Origin of the sequence: Desulfosporosinus youngiae DSM 17734, assembly GCF_000244895.1 — a bacterium.
Taxonomy (GTDB): Bacteria; Bacillota; Desulfitobacteriia; order Desulfitobacteriales; family Desulfitobacteriaceae; genus Desulfosporosinus; species Desulfosporosinus youngiae.
Genome location: NZ_CM001441.1, coordinates 166,527 through 183,539, shown reverse-complemented (window position 1 = coordinate 183,539; position 17,013 = coordinate 166,527). Strand labels below are relative to the sequence as shown.

Below are 17,013 nucleotides of genomic sequence, written 5' to 3'. Positions count from 1 at the left end.
TTCCCTTGATTAACGTCCAAGCACAATCTGCTCCTCTGTCAATCCCCCCTCTCGGACTCCCCCATTTCTGTGGAATTATCCCTCTGATTTTTTGTTCTTCTGAGATAATTCAAACGCCACATCTATGATCATATCTTCCTGTCCGCCTACCATTCTCCGCTTGCCCAGTTCCACAAGAATATCCCTGGGATTCAGTCGGAATTTTTCAGCGGCTTTATAGGTGTGGAGTAAAAAGCTAGAGTAAACACCGGCATAGCCCAACATTAAAGAAGCGGTGTTAATAACCTGGGGACGCTGCATGATCGGCTCGACAATTTCCTCTGCTACGTCCATGATGCCGTTTAGGTTAATCCCTGTGTCATACCCTAACCGGTCCAGCACCGCACATAACACTTCATTCTGGGTATTTCCGGCACCCGCACCCAGACCGCGGCAGGTAGCATCCAGGTAGACAGCGCCTTCTTCTACAGCAGCAATTGAATTCGCGACAGACAGACCTAAATTATTATGAGAGTGGAAGCCAATCGGAATATCAATCGCTTTTTTGAGGGCACTGACTCTGGCTCGGACATCATCCGGCAACATATAACCTGCTGAATCCGCGAGGTTAATATAATCCGCGCCGCAGTCTACAAAAATTTCAGCTTGCTCAACAATCTTTTCCGGTGCTGCCATATGGGACATCATCAGGAACCCTACCGTCATCATTCCGATGCTCTTGGCATATTTGATATGTTGAATCGCGATATCCGCTTCGGTCACATGAGTGGCAACCCGCACAGCCTGAGCACCATTTTCCTTGGCTTCCTGCAAATCTTCTATCGTCCCAATTCCGGGAAGCAGCAGAACTGTCAGCTTGGCGTTCTTAACCACCTTGCTGGCCGCCTTAAGTAGTTCGATTTCATTGGTTTTTGAGAACCCATAGTTGACGGAAGAACCGGTGATGCCATCTCCATGGCTCACTTCTATCAGACTGACACCAACCTTATCCAATCCTTCGGCGACTGAGGTTACCTGATCAACCGTAAAACTATGACTGACCGCGTGACTCCCATCTCGAAGCGTCGTATCGACAATATTAATTTTTCTTTTTTCCATTTAGTGTTCCCCCTCCTTGTTCAACAGATTCTCTGCTACTTTTTCGGCAACAGCGACGGCTGCCTGATTGATGATATCAAGGTTCCCTGAATACATGGGTAAAAAGTCGCCGGCACCCTGTACCTGAACAATTACGGTAACTTTGTTTCCATCTATGACAGGGGGAACACGGAGCTTATAACCGGGCACATAGGCTTGAACTTGCTTGACAATCTCATTAACGGATTCAATGATTTTTTTCTCATCCGGATTCTTTACTATAGAATAAATGGTATTGGTCATCATAATGGGCGGTTCGGCGGGGTTCAGAACAATGATGGCTTTGGCTTTGTCTGCACCGCCAACGATTTCAAGAGCCTTTTTGGTCGTCTGAGTGAACTCGTCAATGTTGGCACGGGTTCCCGGGCCTGCGCTCTTAGAGGAAAGGGCCGCCACAATCTCGGTATACTCGGAATCCGCAACCCGGTTAATCGCATGGGCAATGGGAATCGTTGCCTGTCCGCCGCAGGTTACCATGTTAAAGTTATCCACATGGGCCAAATTGTCAAGATTGACACAGGGAACCACGTAGGGGCCTACTGCAGCAGGAGTCATATCCATAACGATTTTGCCTGCAGCTTTTAATATGGGTGCATTATATAAATGCGCTTTTGCACTTGTTGCATCAAAGACAATCTTGATATCGGGGTCCGCGGCCACAGCGCTGACACCTTCCAGTGAAGTCTTAAAGCCCAGTCCGGCTGCTCTTTTAATCCCCTCAGATTCCACGATACCGGTCATTAAGTGCATTTGCAGATGTTTGCTTTTCATAACCTTATACATCAGGTCAGACCCGATATTTCCGGGACCGATGATGCCTACTTTGATTTTCTCCATTCTCCTTCTCCTTCTATAACTGTTATTTAAATTTAGCCGTCACACTACCCATGCCGTGAAAGGTTACCGTAAAGCTGTCATTTTTTGCAGCTGGAATTGCAGCAGTGACTGCACCGGCCAAGACGATATTTCCCTCTTTCAGTTCAATATCAAATTCAGACAGTTTATTCGCCAGCCAAGCAACCGCTGCCGCAGGATTCCCCCACACTTCCGCGCAGGTTCCGCTGTTAACCAGTTCCCCGTTCTTCTCTAATGTCATGCCCGTTAAACGCATATCCACATCACCAATCGGCGTCATGCGTCCGCCCAAAATGAAGCGGGCACTGGAACCATTGTCAGCAATAGTGTCGGAAAGCGTAATCTTCCAGTCCTTAATCCGGCTGTCAACAATTTCAATGGCGGGAACCACCCAGTCCGTAGCATTATAGACATCAGCGATGGTTACACCGGGCCCGCGCAAGGTTTTCTTAAGACAAAACGCCAGCTCCCCTTCAACCTTTGGCTGATTCAGTTCATCTATCGGGCAAAAACCGCCCTCCAGCACCAGCATTTTATCGGTCAGGTGACCGTAATCTGGTTCATTGACATGCAAGAGATTTTGCATGGCTTTGCTGGTCAGCCCTACCTTCATGCCAATCACTTTTTCCCCTGCGGCAACTCTTTTGGCAACATTTTCGAGCTGAATGGCGTAAGCGTCTTCCACCGACATATCCGGATGGGAGGCGGTCAGCATTTCAATCTGATAGTGTCCTTTTTCAGCGTCAAGCAATTCCTGGGCAATTTTATTACAGTCCATACGTTTTCTCCTTCTCTCCTACGAAAGTTTATTTAAGCCATGATGATCATGGTGGAAACCCTTTTTCATTAGTTTTTCCGCAAGTACCGCAGCGATTTGTTGAGCAGTGACCTCTTTATCACAGTTGCGTTTCAAACATTCCACCAGTACGCCCGCGGCGAGCCGGACTTCGTCGTTGGGGCCGGGAAAGGAAACCATCATGGACGGACCCACTGTTCCCACCGCGATTCGCACTCCGTCCTTAACATGGCGTCCCGTTCCCTGTTGAAACTTGACAATATACGGCGTCGCTGCCTGGGGATCGACCCGCAGCACACTTTCCACAGTTTTGTCCTTGTCCTCGGCACCTACACCGCCGGTGGTAATAATCAACCCAAAGGCGCGGGAAACCGCATCGGAAAGCTTAAATTCCATATCGTCCAAATCGTCTTCCATAACATCCCCGATGGTCACTTTATAGCCTTCTCCCTCTAAAAGGTTTTTTAAATAGGGAGTATTAGTGTCCTCAATCAAATTCTGTTTCAGTTCAAAGCCCGTCGGAAAGATGATCGCTCGCTTTGAAATACGCTCTTTAATTTCATCCACCATGTGGTTGACTGTCGTGCTCATTTCCACCGGATTTTCCCCTTCCAGACAGATCAGACCGAGAATCCCGTTGGAGTGCAGGCAGGAATCCTCGTAGAGGCGGACGCCTTTCAGTTTGGCAAGCGCGTCAAGCACCGCCCGCTCTTTACCAATAATGTTTTCAGTGGGAATATCGTTTTCCATAATGTCGAGGGTGATATGGTCCGGACGAACATCGACCACCAGTACTTTACTTCTTTCTAGCCCCAGCACATCCGCCACCGTCTGGGCGAGCTGAGTCAAATTTACATGATCGAGGGTAATATGGTTGATCCAGAGTTCCGTTTTTTCCAAAAGATTCAAACCCATCTTCAGAATCTCCTTTCGTCTTAAACGTTCAAATTTCAACATCAAAGTTAATATTTTTCCATCTTATTTAATGATTTATGCACTAATAGGATAGAAGAATCATCAATAGTTCGTCATTAACGAACATCGTTCGGATATTATCTTGGAAAAATAGCGTTCTTTTTAACGCCACTTTAACCCTGTTTAAAAGAGTACAATTTTCTAAGATATTTATCATCATATTATTCTGTCGAATTCGTTATTACCGAACGTCGTTCCGATATTACTCCTGAAAAAATAGCGTTCTTTTAATACGCCATTTAACTCTGTTAAAAAAGAAGTTTCATAGGATTTTTAGTCAGCCTCTATACCCTAGTCTTTGTGAGATCTGGAGAGCGTGATATTGTACATCCTTGGCGATAGCCTCAATTTGTTCTAACGGCAACCGAACTGTCGGAGCGGAAACACTAATGGCCGCCACCGGCTGATTCATATAATTGAAAATTGGAGCTGCGATACAACGCAGGCCAGTCTCAATTTCCTCATTGTCAACAGCATATCCCCGTGAATGAATACGCTCCAGTTCGCGGTACAATTCCTCTGGATCCGTGATTGTATGTTCTGTATATTTTTTGAAATCTCCTTTTGCAAAAACCTGCTTCAATTCATCATCGCTCAAAAAAGCCAGGATTGCTTTGCCCACACCTGTACAATGCATAGGGGCGCACTTACCTGTCTGGGAATAAACAATTACAGCCTCGGGGGCATCAACCTTATCTATATAAACAATCTCATCACCATAATGAGCGGCCAGATGCACGGTGGTATTGTATTTACCGCCAAGCTCCTCACAAAATACTTTGGCTTCGTTTCGCAAATCCATGCGGTTATACACCAGAGTGCCCAGCTCAAACAGCTTGATTCCCAGTCGATAGCGTTTTGTTTGGGGATTCTGTTCCAGATAACCTTTTGTAAGCAGTGTATTCACCAATCCGTAAACCGTACTCTTGCTTAGCTGCATTCTTTCGGAAATTTCCGAAATACCTAATTCTATAGCTTGTCCTTTAAAACATCCAAGAATATCTAACGCCCGATCTACAGACTGCACGATTACACCTGATGCACTTGCCATTAACATTTTCCTTTCAATTCAGAAAGCCAAAACCGTGATATAAAAATTTGACTTCATAGCAAATTATAAGGTGTGCTTTCAAAAGAGTCAATATTATTTCATGTATTATACATCTGAAACTTTTTCCAAGTAAATCATTGCTTTCAGTCAATACCTGATCACCACTGTTCAAGGGTCTGTGGTATTCTACCCTTTATTGATTCCTGCACCTTCAAAAGCCCGGCCACATATTCTATCAATAAAGGACGGAAAAGGTCATGAATGATGTGATCATGGAACGTACACCCCTTGTGATCGCGGCTGTCAGCGAAAAGAACCAGGCGATCAAGGACAGAGATCAGGCCCGCGCGGAAAGGGCCTCAGGCCATTAAAGTTTTGCGCTTAGCATTACCAAGTTTTAAGTGCAGTGATGGGCCTGCTTTGAAGCAGATAAAACTCCCCTGCGCCATAGCTCCACTCAATATCTTGAGGTACTCCGTTGAAATGTTTTTCTATCCGAAGACATAGACAAGCCAGTTCCCGAACCTGCTGGGAGGTTAAACACCCTCGCGCAGGACGCCCAGTATGAGGGAGCAGTGAAGAGGATTGTCCCTTCTGCGGAGCAGGAGTGAATTTAAGAACTGCACCATCAGGACGTCTGGCAAGCCATTGATCAGGAATGATTTCTCCTTGAACCAACGCTTCCCCGACACCTTTTGCAGCATTAATGATCAGCTCACATGAGTCGTTTAAAAGAGGGTTAACCGTAAAGACCACTCCGGCGACCTCATGCGGTGCCATTTCTTGAATGACCACGGCAAGAGCGACTTCACTCTCGCCAAATCCTTGTAAGGAACGATACTGCACTGCCCGGGGTGCCCAAAGTGAAGCCCAGCATTTTTTTATGGCATCGAGAACGGCATCTTCCCCTTGGATATTAAGATAAGTTTCTTGTTGACCTGCAAAACTTGCACCGGGTAAATCTTCTGCTGTAGCTGAGGAGCGAACAGCGACTTTAGGGCAACACATCCTTCTGTAAGCTTCCAGGACTTCTGCCATTACTTCATCAGGCAAGTAAACATTTTCTATTTCCATCTGAATCTTAGAAGTTACAGCTTCTAAAGCCGCTAAGTCATGGACGTTAATTTTCGGTAAATGAACATCCGTTATGCAACGCCGGTAGCCATCAACGGTTAAAACAAAACCCTGGGGTACTTTCATTCCTGCTAATACTAATTCACCTAGATTAGCCCCTTTTCCGCCAGCTAAAGATAGGTCTTCTCTTCTTAATTCTTGAAGCAACCGTACATATTTCATGGCAATATCTCCATTTAGCTATTTTACTTTAGGTATTCTCAATCTAGGACTTGAATCTTTCCAGCGGCTCCGTCCACACGGACACGTTGCCCATTATGCAATATCTTTGTTGCCTTAATCGTCCCGACTACCGAAGGAAGTCTGTACTCCCGAGCAACGATTGCTGCGTGGCATAATGCTCCACCCGAATCGGTGATTAACGCCGCCACATGCGGAAATAGAACCGTCCAAGTCGGAGTCGTTAAAGGACAGACTAAGACTTCCCCTTCCTGGACCAAGGGGAACTCTTCAGCCGTATGAATAATGCGCACGGGTCCTTCGGCAACTCCTGGAGAACCTGGGGTACCAAACAGCTCTCCCTCAGGAGATAGCTCCATCGTGGCTTCCGGTTCTGCTTCAAGAAGGGAAAATTGTTTTAGAAAAATCTTCATCCCCTCCGCTGCAAGAGGGGGAAATACATCTAAAGGGAGTTCGATGGGCATTTTTCCAATAGTCTGTGGAGGTACTAAGGAGAAATTTTTGGTATGTTCAGCCTTCCTCTCAGCCACCAGCCCTTTCAAGCTGGCAAGGGTGTAATCTCCTCTCAATGCTGAGAGTAACTCTTCTCGATATAGGAATAGAGTGTCCTCCGGAGAATCAAGAATACAATCCTGAACAAATCTTCTGCCAGCCTCAATTGCAGCATAACGCGTATAGCTAAGGGGAACGGTCCATAAAATGTAGTCATGAATTTCGCTTAAGGGTTGAGCTTGCTCTGCTAATTCAAGCCAGGCGTCAAACTCCTTCCGATCCGCTCCCGTTAAAGTGCTGCGGAGTTGATTGATCCGCTGAAGTCGGTACACTTGAAAGTCAGAGTCTTCTTCTGTCATAGAGTCATCTGAGTCCATTAACCCCTTGATAATCCCAACCACGATCTCCGGCATCTCTCTCCACGTGGGTGTGAATTCAAAACTATCTGCAGGCCGATCTCCCTCATCTTCTAAGAATTGATCGAGTTCTTCCTTAAACCAAGTATTAGCTAGACTTTGAAGTGCTTTTTCGCTAGGTAAAGAAGACAAACTATCGCTAACCGTCGGGTCTGCAGCAGCACGCCGGGCCAAGGTTAAAAGACGATTCGTTGTGTTTAATACTGCAGGATCATTCATCTGAACCAATTCGTAAGCTTCAAAATTTGTTAGATTAAGAAGCTTTTCGCATGCCTCCACCCAGCGCCCACGTATGTACATACCAAGCGCGACAATTTTTACATGCAGATTCCAGGACCAGCATAAAAAGTCATAGCATTGATCAAGGTGATTGGCCAGTTCTTCTAAACTCGCATTGGCGCGATCAAAATTCCGAATCGGCTCGAGACGCTTCCGAGCTTCCGGCTCCCATACATCCTTCCAGGCATGGACATGATTCTCAAACCCTTTTTCCTTAAGAAACTGTCCAAAACCCAAGACCCGGCTGCGGAGCTTCGGGTTAATCCGCCACAAATGAAAAAGAAACGGAAACCGCTCCATAATCGCCGGAGTATCTCCCCCAATGGGCTCAATACGTTGAAAGACATAGCCATGGAGAACAAGATAGGCATTTTTAAGAGAAGGCATAGACCATTCCTCATAAGCACGAGCAGACCCGACTTCGACAGGAATGAGTCCATAAGAGACAAAAAGTGGGTGTACCGGCCTCGGCCAATGAATATTATCCCGCATCCAGAATCCCTTAGCTTCCCAAAGAGACATTTCTTTCTACCTCCCCCAATTTTATAATTGATTTCTCACGGTTTTAACAACGCACCTGATAAATAGGTGTTAACTGCAGATAGAAGAGTAGATAAGAGGTCGTTTTGTTGACCATAATGATACCATCTCACCGTGTGAACTATATATAATCCCTCAATATCGCTGGCAAACTCCTGTGGAGGTCGTTCTCTTGTTACTACTCCAGCGATCTGACCACGTTCAAAGGCTTCTGTTATCATCCTCCGAAAGAGAGTCCCATTCGAATGTTCCGGCGTTCGTCCACGCTTCATCTTTTCCAGTAGGGTGACTAAGTAGAGTTCTGGTCTTTTTAGGGTCCACTCGACAGCACTAGCAATGATTGCCTGAATTTGATTATCTGTTCCTGAAGTGGCAGCAAAAAAAACATCAACTTGCTTTGCTGTTAATTCTTCTGTCTCGTAAAATATCTCAAGTGCTAAATCTTCTTTTGTCTGAAAATAATTATAGAAAGTTCCCCTTGCCACCCCGGCTGTGCCAGTAATCTCCTCAATGGTTGTTTCCGTAAACCCATTAGTCCTGAAAAGCTCTTCACCGGCTCGTAAAAGGGCTGATTTAACTTCCGCCTTTTGTTTATCTCTTAATTTCATTACAATTTTCCCCTCAATTAAAATAATAAATGGAAATAACTTTGCGCAAATAATATACACTGTACATTAAATGAATTAATTCATTATATTTACAAACACTTCAACTGTCAATAATATGTTTTTCATTACTATAATTTAAATGCCGGATACAAGACCTTCCCCTTGTATCCGGCATTTAAAACAGCAGCTTCTATATCCAAATTAAGTCTGAAAAAACTCATCCGAGTTGAAAAAGTTCCAATATCAGTTCATAGTTCAACTAAAAACCCAGCTGCCGTTTTAGAACCGATCAATCTAAATAGCCCACTATATCTGATTCTGATAAGCAAGACCTTATGGAGATATACTCTCTCCTAAAGATCTTTGAATTCATAGGTTATATTCTTGCCCATTACCGTCACCTCAAGATAGTTTGCTGCCGTGGGCTTTTCCTGAGAAAAATCAGGGATACTAAAACCGGCATAGGAACTATAGCGAACTCCCCGATCCAATTCACTTTGATTGCCCCCCCCCTGAAACAAGACCCAGACATTTTTTCCGGTTTTCTGCCGATATTCGGCCAAGATATCCTTGAACAGCTCACCTTCTTTGGCATTAATAAACCTAGCCGGAGGGTCCGACATGAGGATAAAAACATTGCTGCCAGCTAAATTGTCTAATTCCTCAAATAGCCATAGCCATTGTTCCGGATCACTTCTCCGAAGGCCGCCTTGGCTGGTATCCAACTGAATAAAGCTGCAGTTCTTATAATTATAGGTTTTATATTCAGCTTCAGTAATTAGGGCAGGTTTCTCAATATCCCTGACAGCGGAGATAGCTTGGCCGGTATAAACTGCCATGTCCAAATTTTCATTAATATAGCTGGTCATTTTGTTCAACCATTGATCTTCCAGAGTAGTATCGCTTTCCTGGCTACTGCTAAAAACAGCAAACTTAAAATTATCAGGACCTGATACAAACTTTATTGCCCTATTGGCCTCATCTTGGGGGATGGAATCCTGAGGTATTTTACTTGGGTCAATGACCGGATGATTGACCACCCTTGCCGTAAGGTCATCAAAATAAATCTTTCCCGAGCCCTCAACAGGATCACTAGCTTGCACATAGAGTCTCCTGAGCTTGGTTGGCTTCTTGATCTTTTCCAGGGAAACCTCCATTCTCTGCCAACCTTTCCAATCTAATTTCGGAGCAATTTCCAACGAATATCTTTTTCCTGTGTCATCCAGGACTTCGCCAAGAATCCGGTTTGAATTTTCGCGAGTATTGTAAATCCAGACAGCTAACTCGGAAGTGTCAGAAGCAAGGGAAAGTCCCGCTCCTTTAAAAAGCAAGGAGACTTCACCCGAACTATTCGTGTCGAAGAAATCGTAGACTAATTGTCCTGAAGTATTTCCTCCGTGTACCTGATCCGGGGAAAGCTGAAAACTCCCCTGGGCTATCTGTGGGTTAGCTTGGAATGAAGCCTGGTCGTCTTCGAAGGCATAGATTGTTTCAGTAGAATCTTCATAAATCGATACCGCAGTATAGGCATGGACATCCCCAACACCTGCTTTGATATATCCTGCACCAACAGTAGTCGCTTTAAGAGTTCCCTCTTGGAAATCCTTAACTTCCCCGCTCACTGCCCACTGAACATCTTCCGGCTCAATATTCGCCTTAAAGCCCTGTTGGTCGTAGCCTGTCACCTCAAGGGTTTGGCTCTCTCCAAGCGCTATCTCTAACTTATCTGAACTGAGTTCAAGCTTGACGGGAGCACTTAAAGAGCGGATATCCAGCTCGCCTGTTATTTTCCCTACTTTAGCAATCACTTGGCCCTGGCCTATGGAGGTGGGCTGAAACTGATTATCTATAAATCTTCCTTCAATTCCCCTTACACTCCATTCTATCTGTTGAGGGTTAACCATTACCGGATTAGAGAAGCTGTCCACTCCCCTAAGTGTATAGTTTCTTGAAGTGTGCACAAAAACATTAGGATCTTCGGTTTCCAAAATCAGCTTGGCCAGAGGAGCCGGAGAGGCCTGAGAAAAGACTCCGATACCGTTGGCAACAGAACGCAAAGACCCCTCGGAAGGTATATTGACAAGGTCTAAGCTGGAAGTCCCCGGCTTTCTGGCTACCATGGTAGTAGATCCGCCGCCATCAAAAGCTAAAGCATTGTAAGCTCCCAACTCCTGCATGAGTTGAGCAGACTCGGTTTGGGTAAGTCCCACACTATTATCCTGTCTGCCATCCACCGTGACCAAAATCAGTTGTTTTCCATCCTGAGAACTTCCTGCCAAGGTTCGAGGGTTTTTCTTATCAAAGCCGCCAGTGCTATAAGAAAAAACCTCGGGAATCTGCCCCTCCTTGACCAGTATGGAGGAGCCGGTTGCCGACATTTGCAGGTCAGACCAGTCCGGGTTGGAGGTGACGGTAAATTTTGCTGGTTCTCCCGTCCGAAAGCTTTCCAGAAGTTTGACAGCTTGTTCTCCCCGAGAAATCACAACATAACCTTCAGCAGGTATCGTTGAGGCAGGCAAGGCCTGGCGAACTTCGATGACTCGTCCCTGGGAAATAAGAATTTCCACCAAATCAGGATACTTTTCCGAAGCTCCGAGAGTGCTAGGTCCCCATTTATTATCCAACACGGTAATATCCATATATTGCTGACGGCTGGGCTGGTTGTACTGAGCCACCACAAATGAAGCATTGTTGAATCCGGTCAAAGTAAGGGAGTTTTTCCAATAATTAAAAAGTATCTGACCGGAATTATCGAGAGAGAAGGAAGCCATTTCATCGTTGTTTTGATTGTACCAGCCAGCTGTGGCTAAAAGGTCTCCACCTCGAACGAGGGGGCCGTCAGGATATCCGGTACCACCACCCATCGGATTAAAGAAACTGGCGTTCACGGCGGCTACCGCACCATTTTTCTCGGCTAAAGCAAGGACTGTGGAAAATGCATCCGTGATCCGGCCATTAGCCAGGGTATCTATTTTGATATTAGGATTCGTAGTATCAATACGCAACACTTTGATGTTTAACCAACCGTCGGCTGTCAAGCGGGAGATATGTTCCAGTGTTGCTCCATCTGTGATGGTATGTTGAGAGCTAGTCTCATAGAGAGTCTTCGGTTGGGCCAGCGCTGTACCGGAAATTGTTATGACAGCGAAGGCTGTTGCCAGAAAGGCTACCAGCACTTTTTTTAAATAAGTCATTCCTTTCCTCCCTGTTCGATTTTTCACAATAAGGTCTCAGCTTTTCGATGCTTGAAATTGGCCACTAAGCATTCTACTAGGTATTCTACAATTCTTGAGAAATTCCTCTTAAAATACACAACACTCTGACAATCCTAGCGTATGTACTTGGAAATACACCATTGCCGCAGTATTTGTCAAGACATTTTAATTAACCTTGACACTAATCTACAAATGAAAGTATTTTAGCTCATGGATTCAGCAATTTTTATCAACATGTCTCGATCAGCGCCACTACAAAAAACTCTGAACCAATACTCACCATCAGACCAGTGGACAAAACGAGGTGATGCTGTTTCTGTCTGAAAAACCATTAGACCATCGTATCTACCGATTTTCACCTTTTCTACGGTGAATCCTTGGTCCGGGTTAACAATTGTTACATCAGATGAATTTGTTTGCCGGATATCCAGTAATTCAAACTCTTCCTCACTGATTCTACCAGCTCTATCTTTGACAAGAAACTTTTCAGTAACTCTTATGGCAACTGTTTCGGCCGAGCTAAAGCGACCCACTAAAGTGGGGGTATCGCCGTTCAGAGTTACGCCTTCAGGAAGGTAGGCAGGAAGTCTGATTGGCATTTTAGCAACTTGTTTCGCATGGGAAAGCGTTGTTGGTAAAAAGAGGGTAGGGGTTACTTCTGCTACCTTTTCACCGATATTTTGCACAAATGTTAGGGTAAAGGTACCTAGTTCATTTTTCAGAAACCAGGACTTCTCGATATTGGCAACAGCAGGAGTTATCGTACAAAGGGGTATACTAAGAGCCAGCAACAACACGGCGGCAGCTAACCCTATCCTGCGTATATACCGTCTTCTCATACGTCGAAACCCTTGCTTTGCTTGAATATTCTCCCACAATCCTTGCGGTATTTCAATGCCGTCTACCGCTCTGTGGAGCCCTGCTCTTATAAGACTTTCAGGCATGGTTGGCACCTCCCAATATCTTCATCATCTCAGGAAAATCCTTTCGCAAACCTTCCCTGCCCCTATTTAAACGAGACTTTACAGTGCCTAATGCAATGTGCAGGGTTTTAGAGATTTCGTCTTCACTTAGGTCTGCATAGTATCGAAGTACCAAGGGGACCCGTAATTTGGCTGGTAACCTTTGAACTAACTCCCAAATTTCAATGCACTGTTCCTTACTTATAGCAACAAATTCCGGATCGTTCGCCGACGGCGACAAACTATTAGGGATTTTATCCGTTGGAATTGGCCAGCGTTTCAGTCTCCGAGTCAATCGCATTGCTTCGTTAACTACTATGCGATAAAACCATGCTCGGAAGGATTCACCGTCCCGAAAACGGTTTATATTCTTGAAAGCCCTGAGAAAGGATTCCTGGCAGACATCTGCCGCAATATTCGGATTTCTCACTAAAATAAGTGCCGTTCCATATGCGAACTGAACATGTTGCTGATAGAGTTCTGCAAATGCGGCTTCATCCCGAATTTTGCACCTCCGAATGAGTTCTACCTCTTCACTAGGCATTTATGAACAACTCCTCCCTCCTTGATTAACGACTCACTAGTAATACCCTTGTTTAGTGAATTTAGTTCCATTGTTAGATAAGTTTTTTTACTCTTTGTTTTCACAGAAACAAGGCTGGAAAGTCTCATGCCTCCAACCTTTAATTTCTATTGAAATAATTTCATCGGTTGCTCCTACGGCTATGCATTTGGCATACGTATAAAGTCTCGAATACTTTTATGGCAAAGGCCATCTCGTAAGCTCTTCAGTTTCCAGATTAATCCGGCCAAAACCAATCGGCTGGCCCGATCTGCAGAACAGACCAACTAACTCTGGATAGATTGTTGCCAACAATATTTAGTCCCAAAATCTCCCGGTAGTACATACCCTAATATATAAACTGTAAGGGGTGGAAATAAAGTAGTATTCCCTAATGAACAAATGCCCATTGTTGGATCCCTGCAAGCAATACGGGAGGGATCGCACGACTTGTCTAGGGAAAAACTTCTTCCTAAATAATAAGAAAATACGACTCGCTGGGAAGGCTGGCGATAACTATGAAAATTGGTATACCAAGAGCACTTTTATATTATAAATATAAGCACCTCTGGGAAACGTTTTTTGATGAACTGGACATTGATTATATCGTAAGCCCAGAAACAAACAAGGACATTATTGGTAAAGGCATAACCTATGCTATTGATGAATCGTGCTTGTCCTCCAAGATCTACCTTGGACATGTGGAATGGTTAATGGATAAATGTGACTATATTCTCGTTCCTCGTATTTCAGACGGTAGTGATGGAACGGTGTGCACCAAGTTTCAAGCCCTTTACGATGTCGTGGTCAACACTTTCAGAGATAGTCATCCTAATTTATTATATTATAATATCGATCCTGAAGTTGCTGATTTTGAGATGACCGCCTTTCTCAAAATGGGTAAAGCCCTTGGCAAAAGGAAGTCTCAAAGCTTATACGCCTACCTTATAGCCAAGCAAGTTCAAAAAAGGGCCCATTTAAGAGAGATATATGAACAGGAATGTTTGCTAAGGGAAAATAGGCTTAAGGTTAAGATCTTATTGATAGCACATTCTTATAATATTTACGACAAATATATTGGTGAACCTATCACCAACTTTCTACGTGAGCTGGGGGCTGTTCCGGTCATTGGCGATATCGCTCCCAAACGAGAGGCTATAGTCAAGTCCGGCGAAATCAGCCAGACATTACCCTGGGCCTTTAACAAAGAGCTGGTTGGTTCCATCCCAATTTACAAAGACAGAGTCGACGGCATTATCCTAATGAGCGCCTTTCCCTGTGGACCGGATTCTCTGGTTAACGAGATCCTTATCCGACGGATCAAGGATAAACCGATCCTCAATCTCATGATTGACGGACAGGAAGGAAACGCCGGAATAGAAACCCGTTTGGAAAGTTTTGTCGATATTATCCGGTTTAAAAAGGATGATCTTCATGGATAAAATTAAAGCAAGTATGCCTCAGCTAGGCAACTATTCCACTCCAATGGAGGTCTTATTCACTGCAGGATTCGGTGTGGAATATATTGTACCTCCGCCCATCACCAAAAAGACATTAGCTCTAGGAAGCCGTTACAGCCCGGATTATGTATGTGCTCCTTTCAAATATAACCTCGGAAACTATATCGAGACGATTGAGGCTGGTGCAAATACCCTTGTCCAAACTGATGGTGTATGTAGACTAGGTTATTATGGAGAGCTTCACGAACAAATCCTCCGGGATTTGGGGTATAAGGTTCAGTTTGTAAACATGGCCAAGTTTCAAGACCCAAAACCAATCAAATTTTACAAAGGGTTTAAAGAAATAAACCCGGATCTTTCCCTGAAGAAACTAGCGAAAATCATCCCAGTTGTATTAAAGATGATTGAGTATATCGACGAGGCTGAAGACTTCATCCGTAAAAATATCGGCTTTGAACGTGAGATAGGCACCTTTGACAAAGTTCATGCTGATTTCTTAAACGATCTGCGTCCTGTCCGTGACCAGAAAGAGCTTAAAAACACATACCGGAATTATATGAAAACTTTCCAAGAAATTGAGATCAAAAAGCCTAGACATCCTCTGAAAGTAGGGATTATCGGGGAATTTTACACCATTATGGAGCCGTTCAGCAATTATTATATAGAGAAAGAACTGGCGCAAATGGGGATTGTCGTTGACAGATGGCTGAACGTTTCCAATACGTTGCTTCATTATCCAAAAAAGCAAATTGAAGTGCATATTGAAGATTACGCCAAATACCAGATGGGTGCTACCAGCATGGCAACCATAGACAGAGCGTTGGATTTTGCTAAAAAAGGCTATGATGGCATCATTCATGTCAAGTCCTTCGGCTGTACACCGGAAATCGATGCCATACCAGCTCTACAGAACATCAGCAATGATTATAAAATTCCAATTCTCTATTTTAGCTTTGACACTCAAACTAGTGAGACGGGTTTCAATACTCGTCTTGAAGCCTTTTACGACATGATCATCATGAGAAAGGAAACAAAGAAATGAGCAAGGCCTATTTGGGAGTCGATATCGGATCAATTTCTACCAAAGGATTAGTCATGGACGAAAACAATCAGATTAAGGCAAGTGCTTATCTGTGGACAGAGGGAGATCCTCTGTCAGCCGTCAAACGACTATTGTCCGTTCTGAAAGCCCAGCTTGACGGCAATGAAAAAATTGTCGCCGTTGGCACCACAGGCAGTGCCCGCAAACTCATAGGCGCAATGACGGGTGCCGCTGTAGTAAAAAACGAGATAACTGCTCACGCTATGGGGGCAATGTCTGTTCATCCTGATGTCCGTACGATTATTGAAATAGGCGGTCAGGATTCTAAATTGATTCTGATCGAAAACGGTATCGTTATCGATTATGCCATGAACACACTTTGCGCCGCCGGAACGGGTGCTTTCCTATCCAGCCAGGCCCAGCGCCTGCACATCAATATCGAGGATTTTGGGAGCATTGCCCTACAATCTACTAAAGCGACACCCATTGCTGCCCGCTGCACAGTTTTCGCAGAATCCGATCTGGTGCACAAAGCCCAAATGGGCTATAAGAAAGAGGACCTTGTTGCTGGTTTATGCAAGGCCGTTGTTACCAACTATCTCAATAATGTGGGTAAGGGAAAAAAGATCGTCCCTCCTGTTGTTTTTCAAGGTGGTGTAAGCAAGAACGCAGGCGTTATTAAAGCCTTTGAGGAATCACTTGGAATGCCCGTCACAGTGGATCCTAACAGCCATTTGACCGGTGCCCTCGGCGTGGCAATTCTGGCGAAAAAATCGAGAGTTGAAAGCGAGTTCTTCTTCGACATCACTGATATCGAATTTAAAACTATGAGTTATGAATGTAAGAAATGTTCCAACAACTGTGAAATCATCTGCATTTACAGGGAAAATGAAATCATAGACGCCTGGGGAAATAAATGTGACAATGGAGCGGTCCATAGATCTCAATCTCATCTTTCCACTATCCGTACGTGTTAGAGACTTTCACCATTAAATTATGCCCATGCAGGACGAACCACAAAAGGCTACCCCTTTTATGAGGCAGCCTTTTTGCTTGTTTACCTGGCGATGACCTGCTTTCCCAGGGGCTATGCCCCAAGTATCCTTGGCCCTGGAACGAAAGGCGGACGAGCCTTTCGCCACACTGCGACTTGTAACGCACACTCCTGCAGTGTGGATTCTTAACTTCCGTGTTCGGTATACGAAAAGCACGATAGTGTCCGGTGGACAGTATCGCCGAGCCACCCACCCAAAAGGAAGACTTCGTGGCGAAGGAATGAGCTTTTCGCCACACTGCGTCCCCAAACGCA

Annotated in this window: 14 protein-coding genes; 3 read left to right on the top strand and 11 right to left on the bottom strand. The window is 44.7% G+C overall.

The annotated features are described in order from the left end of the window. Positions 1-75: 75 nt before the first annotated feature. The 11 genes from dmpG to DESYODRAFT_RS26460 all read right to left on the bottom strand — a co-directional run bounded on the left by dmpG (position 76) and on the right by DESYODRAFT_RS26460 (position 13,184). The gene (dmpG, locus tag DESYODRAFT_RS00930; RefSeq protein ID WP_007778206.1) at positions 76-1,098 is read right to left on the bottom strand and encodes a 4-hydroxy-2-oxovalerate aldolase; all 1,023 of its coding nucleotides are present in this window, start codon (positions 1,096-1,098) and stop codon (positions 76-78) included. After that, on the bottom strand, positions 1,099-1,974 hold the full coding sequence (locus DESYODRAFT_RS00925) for an acetaldehyde dehydrogenase (acetylating) (protein WP_007778203.1): 876 nt from the start codon (positions 1,972-1,974) through the stop codon (positions 1,099-1,101). 22 nt (positions 1,975-1,996) lie between these two features. Beyond that, positions 1,997-2,770, bottom strand: a complete 774-nt coding sequence (locus tag DESYODRAFT_RS00920; protein WP_007778200.1) for a 2-keto-4-pentenoate hydratase — start codon at positions 2,768-2,770, stop codon at positions 1,997-1,999. 18 nt (positions 2,771-2,788) lie between these two features. Then, positions 2,789-3,703: a molybdopterin-binding protein gene (locus DESYODRAFT_RS00915; RefSeq protein WP_007778198.1), complete on the bottom strand. Its 915-nt coding sequence runs from the start codon at positions 3,701-3,703 to the stop codon at positions 2,789-2,791. Between the two features lie 337 nt (positions 3,704-4,040). Next, positions 4,041-4,814, bottom strand: coding sequence for an IclR family transcriptional regulator (locus DESYODRAFT_RS00910; RefSeq protein WP_007778193.1), 774 nt, complete (start codon positions 4,812-4,814; stop codon positions 4,041-4,043). Between the two features lie 387 nt (positions 4,815-5,201). Next, a complete protein-coding gene (locus DESYODRAFT_RS00905) occupies positions 5,202-6,110 on the bottom strand; it encodes a PEP/pyruvate-binding domain-containing protein (protein ID WP_007778190.1) in 909 nt (302 codons plus the stop codon). Between the two features lie 38 nt (positions 6,111-6,148). Next, the gene (locus DESYODRAFT_RS00900) at positions 6,149-7,837 is read right to left on the bottom strand and encodes a PEP-utilizing enzyme (RefSeq protein WP_007778188.1); all 1,689 of its coding nucleotides are present in this window, start codon (positions 7,835-7,837) and stop codon (positions 6,149-6,151) included. Positions 7,838-7,872: 35 nt separating this feature from the next. Further along, on the bottom strand, positions 7,873-8,463 hold the full coding sequence (locus DESYODRAFT_RS00895; RefSeq protein WP_007778185.1) for a TetR/AcrR family transcriptional regulator: 591 nt from the start codon (positions 8,461-8,463) through the stop codon (positions 7,873-7,875). A 353-nt stretch (positions 8,464-8,816) separates the two neighbouring features. Beyond that, positions 8,817-11,657: a phosphodiester glycosidase family protein gene (locus DESYODRAFT_RS00890; protein ID WP_007778182.1), complete on the bottom strand. Its 2,841-nt coding sequence runs from the start codon at positions 11,655-11,657 to the stop codon at positions 8,817-8,819. 224 nt (positions 11,658-11,881) lie between these two features. Next, positions 11,882-12,622, bottom strand: coding sequence for a DUF4367 domain-containing protein (locus tag DESYODRAFT_RS00885; protein WP_007778179.1), 741 nt, complete (start codon positions 12,620-12,622; stop codon positions 11,882-11,884). Continuing rightward, positions 12,615-13,184 carry an RNA polymerase sigma factor gene (locus DESYODRAFT_RS26460; protein WP_007778176.1) on the bottom strand — a complete coding sequence of 190 codons (570 nt, stop codon included), beginning with the start codon at positions 13,182-13,184 and terminating at the stop codon, positions 12,615-12,617. Before DESYODRAFT_RS26460 ends, DESYODRAFT_RS00885 begins: the two co-directional genes overlap by 8 nt. 536 nt (positions 13,185-13,720) lie before the next feature. Between DESYODRAFT_RS26460 and DESYODRAFT_RS00875 the strand changes: the two genes are divergently transcribed. The 3 genes from DESYODRAFT_RS00875 to DESYODRAFT_RS00865 are packed head-to-tail and all read left to right on the top strand — an operon-like array spanning position 13,721 to position 16,681. Further along, entirely contained in the window at positions 13,721-14,644 is a 924-nt protein-coding gene (locus DESYODRAFT_RS00875) for an acyl-CoA dehydratase activase-related protein (RefSeq protein ID WP_007778172.1), read from the top strand. After that, positions 14,637-15,704 (top strand): hypothetical protein, encoded by a 1,068-nt coding sequence (locus tag DESYODRAFT_RS00870; protein ID WP_007778170.1) that lies wholly within the window; start codon positions 14,637-14,639, stop codon positions 15,702-15,704. The genes DESYODRAFT_RS00875 and DESYODRAFT_RS00870 overlap by 8 nt, the downstream gene beginning before the upstream one ends. After that, positions 15,701-16,681, top strand: coding sequence for an acyl-CoA dehydratase activase (locus DESYODRAFT_RS00865; RefSeq protein WP_007778167.1), 981 nt, complete (start codon positions 15,701-15,703; stop codon positions 16,679-16,681). The genes DESYODRAFT_RS00870 and DESYODRAFT_RS00865 overlap by 4 nt, the downstream gene beginning before the upstream one ends. Positions 16,682-17,013: the final 332 nt, after the last annotated feature.